Annotated in this window: 2 protein-coding genes and 1 pseudogene; 1 reads left to right on the top strand and 2 read right to left on the bottom strand. The window is 68.4% G+C overall.

What is annotated here, in order from left to right; genetic code table 11:
- Positions 1–140: 140 nt before the first annotated feature.
- Positions 141–2,072: a CocE/NonD family hydrolase gene (locus GEV10_31920; protein ID MQA83008.1), complete on the bottom strand. Its 1,932-nt coding sequence runs from the start codon at positions 2,070–2,072 to the stop codon at positions 141–143.
- Positions 2,073–2,118: 46 nt separating this feature from the next.
- Positions 2,119–2,934, bottom strand: coding sequence for an FAD-dependent oxidoreductase (locus tag GEV10_31915; GenBank protein MQA83007.1), 816 nt, complete (start codon positions 2,932–2,934; stop codon positions 2,119–2,121).
- A 140-nt stretch (positions 2,935–3,074) separates the two neighbouring features.
- Between GEV10_31915 and GEV10_31910 the strand changes: the two are divergent.
- A pseudogene (locus tag GEV10_31910) lies at positions 3,075–3,503 on the top strand (MarR family transcriptional regulator).
- Positions 3,504–3,709: the final 206 nt, after the last annotated feature.

Genomic DNA, 3,709 nt, shown 5'->3' with positions numbered 1-3,709 from the left:
CCAGCCTGCCCGAAACCGCCCCGCAGACCCCCGAGCCGGGGTCAAGGGGGCTCGGCAGAGAACCCGGCAGCCGTTCGGGAACCACCGCGAGCGTCCGAAGGCCGGGTCATCCCGGGAATGGCTCATTGATCAGCGCATCCTTAATCGGTCACGGGAAGTACGAGCGCTGAGGGGTGTTCGGGGTCGTGGAGGATTTCTTGTTCGGCGACCTGCGGGTTCACGGCGTTGGCGATCGGCTCGCCGGTGCCGAGGTTGCGTATGAATCGTGGGTGTGCGCCGCTGGACACTTGCACCCGGATCCGGTGCCCGCGCCGGAACACGTGACCCATTGGCCAGAGCACGACGTCGACCGGTTCGATTCCGTTCGACCCGTTCACCCGCACGATGCCGTCGCACACGTTCATCGACCGCCCGCGCGGGTGCACGTCACACACCCGTACGAACACGTCGAAGCACGACACGCTGGATCGCACGTGGATCGACGCCGACACCGGCCCGATCGCGGTGAGGTCCGAGTCGAGAACGGCTGAGGTGAATGTCACTACGTCCGCCCGTGCCTCGATCGAGCGGTTGTCCTTCGCGCCGGCACGTAGTCCGACGGCCGTGCCACCGGCGGTCGGGGTCGGCGTGGCCGGGTCGTATCGATACCGCGACGGCTCCGACGTACCGGCCGCGGAGGTCGACAGCCTGCCGCCGCCGTGCAGGTACCATCGACTGGGCGAGTGCGCCGGGGGCCACGACGTGAATGCCCGCCACTGCGGGTGTCCGGTGAGCTTGAGCCGCACCGGCGGTACCGACTCGAGGCCGGCCGACCCGTACTCGCCCAACGCGGCGTCGAGCACGGTGAACGCGTCGCGTAGGTATGTCCGGGTCCTCATGTTCTGCCCGTGTGCGACCGACCCGATCAGCAGCCGTATGGTCTTCCCTGCCCGCACCAGTTCGGCGTAGTCGTCGAGCTGGTTGAGGAGGAAGAAGTCCGGCCAGTCGCCGCCCATGTGCACGACTGGCGGCAGGTGGGTGACGTTCGCGCGATAGGTCATTTGCTCCCAGAACTCGTCGTAGTCCTCGCGCATGATCCAGTCCTGGTAGTACGGGATGCGCGCTCCAGTAGCGTCCTGGTCCGCTTCCGCGATCGGCAGCCGGTCGCACGCCCGGGCGAGTCGGCGGGTCGCGGTGAACGCCGACATCGTGGACGGGTTCGTCGACCGGCCGTCGCGGAACAGGCTGTGTACGAGCTGGGCCCAGCCGAGCGCGTTGCCGAGCGCGAACACGCCGCCGGGGTACATGAAGTAGTGGTAGAAGTCGCTGGGCGCGACGTCGAGGATCGCGGCCTTCCACTCCGGGATCGGCGTGCACGCGAGGTCCCACTGCGCGTAGCCGAGGTAGCTCGCACCCCACGTCGCGAACACACCGGGGAACCAGTCTTGCTCCCGCAGCCACGCGACCGTCGCCGGTCCGTCGGCGCGGTTCATGACGAACCCGTCGAACCTGCCGCCCGAGCCGTCGGTGCCGCGCAGCGCGACCATCAGCACCTGGTAGCCCCGCTGGGCGAACATCCGAGCGATGAGCACGTTGGCCGACCGTCGTCCGTACGGGGTGCGGATCAGCACCAGCGGCGCGCTTTCGTCCATCACCGGGTAGTAGCGGTCGGCGAGCAGCTTGACGCCGTCGTCGGCCGGTATGACGAGGTCGCGGACGGCTCGTACCTTGCGGGTACGGACCGGTGGCAGGCCGAGCAGCGCCCCGACGGCTCGGTCGATCGGGCTCGTCACCGCGCACTCTTCCTGTCTTCTGCCAAACCGAGGAATCGCCGCATCGTCGCGACGACCAGCCGGTTGCCGGCAAGCCGGAACACCGCGTGCCGGAGCGCGAGCGTGGTACGGCCGCGAGCGACGAACAGCCCGCGGGCCCGGCGGCCCTGCCGCTGCTTCCTCTCCGCGAGTGGCCGTAGCTCCTGTTCCCAGCGTGCCAGCGCCTCGGGTAGGTCGTGCTCGTCGAGCATCCGGCCGAGCAGGTCTGCCCCGCCGACGGCGAGCGATGACCCGTACCCGGCCATCAGGCTGACGCACCATGCGGCGTCGCCGAGGAGCGAGACGCGCCCACTGCGCCACCGGTCCATCACGACCTGGCTGATGCTGTCGAAGTACATCCCGTCGGTGGCATCGACCTGATCGAGCAACTCAGGACCGCCCACTTCAGGTCCCCGAACACCCGATGCAACTTGACTCGCGGACCGGCGGCGAGATCGGCGTCCACGTCGTCGGTGGCGAACGTGAAGAAGCCGGCGCCGGCACCGCGCACGGTGTAGATGCCGACGCCGCGGCCGACGAGGCCCATCGAGACGGTCTGGTCCGCGCGGACGGCGACGGGCCGATGGTCGAGTAGGACGGTGGCGACCGCGTGGCCGAGGTCGCGCCGGAACTGCCGTTCGGGGCCGAACACGAGCTGCCATACCGTGGAGTGCAGGCCGTCTGCGCCCACCAGCAGGTCGGTGGTCAGCTGGGTTCCATCGGTGAGCGTGGCGGTCACGCCGTCGTCATCCTGTGCGATGTGGGTCACGGAGGTGTCGAACCGTACGTCCACGGTATCGTCGAGTGCCTTGAACAGCACGTCTTCGAGGTCGCCGCGCAGCAGGCTGACCATCTCCTTGCCGACCATTGCCTGCTGGGCGGCGACGGGCAGCGTGCTGAGCTGGCGGCCGGACTCGTCCACGTAGACGAGGTCGACCATGGGTGGCTGCCGATCCTGCAGAGCAGGCAGCAGGCCCCAGTCACGGGCGGCGCGGTAGCCGATGCCGGAGAAGCCGATCAGGTACCCGCCGCCGCGCAGGCTGGGTGCCCGTTCGACGAGCGTGACCTTCCAGCCGCTGCGGTGCAGCCGGAGGGCGGTCGCCAGCCCGGCGATGCCGCCGCCCACGATCAAGACCGAGGCCATTGGGTGTCCTCTCGGGAGTCAGTTGTCGTACGTTCGCTGACCAGGCTTCCTGGCACACCAACAGACACCGTATCGAATGTTTAGAGATTTCTGAACAGTTCATAGCATCAGATGTCCGCTAGAGTGCGTACGTGAACGATCTGGCCACGGCCGCGGAAGAGCTCGCCCTCGTGCTCTCGCGCAACGGCATGCAACGGACGATGGCCCGCGTGTTCGCCGCGTTCCTGTTCACCGATGAGGCCTCGCTCACGTTGGGCGATCTCGTCGACACCCTGCGGATCAGCACCGGGTCGGCCTCCACGGGTATCCGCGCCCTCGTCGACGTCGGCATACTCGAACAGGTCCCCGTGCCCGGGAGCCGCCGCGACCACTACCGGATGCGCGACGACGCGTGGGCGACGCTGTTCTCCAACCAGAACGCCGCCGTTCGCGTCATGCACGAGGCAGCCGAGAAAGGGATGGCACGCTCGAAGACCGGAAGCCCCGCGCACGAACGGCTGGAACGGATGCGCAGCTTCTACGACTTCATGCTCGCCGAGCTCCCAACGCTGGTGGAACGCTGGCAGCGGCAGGAGGCTCGAGGCCGAGCAGGGCCGCGCCCTCCCGCACGAAGGGTCCACCGAGCCGCCAGCAGCGGGACTGTCCGAGGAACGGTGTTTCCGGCCTGATACGTCGGGCGTGGGCTCGGCGGGAAGGGTTGGCGTCTGATGACGGCGACACTGAACGGTGTGACTAAGGAGAAGATCGATGAGTCGGCCGAGGCGCGGGCTGCGGT

The organism is Streptosporangiales bacterium (assembly GCA_009379955.1).
In the GTDB taxonomy this organism is placed as follows: domain Bacteria; phylum Actinomycetota; class Actinomycetes; order Streptosporangiales; family WHST01; genus WHST01.
The sequence above is the reverse complement of the archived record's forward strand: the minus strand, read 5'-3'. Positions and strand labels throughout refer to the sequence as shown.

Coding starts and splice junctions, on each gene's coding strand:
- GEV10_31920 (MQA83008.1), bottom strand. CDS start 2,072: ATGGTGCGTCAGCCTGATGGCCGGGTACGGGTCATCGCTCGCCGTCGG.
- GEV10_31915 (MQA83007.1), bottom strand. CDS start 2,934: ATGGCCTCGGTCTTGATCGTGGGCGGCGGCATCGCCGGGCTGGCGACC.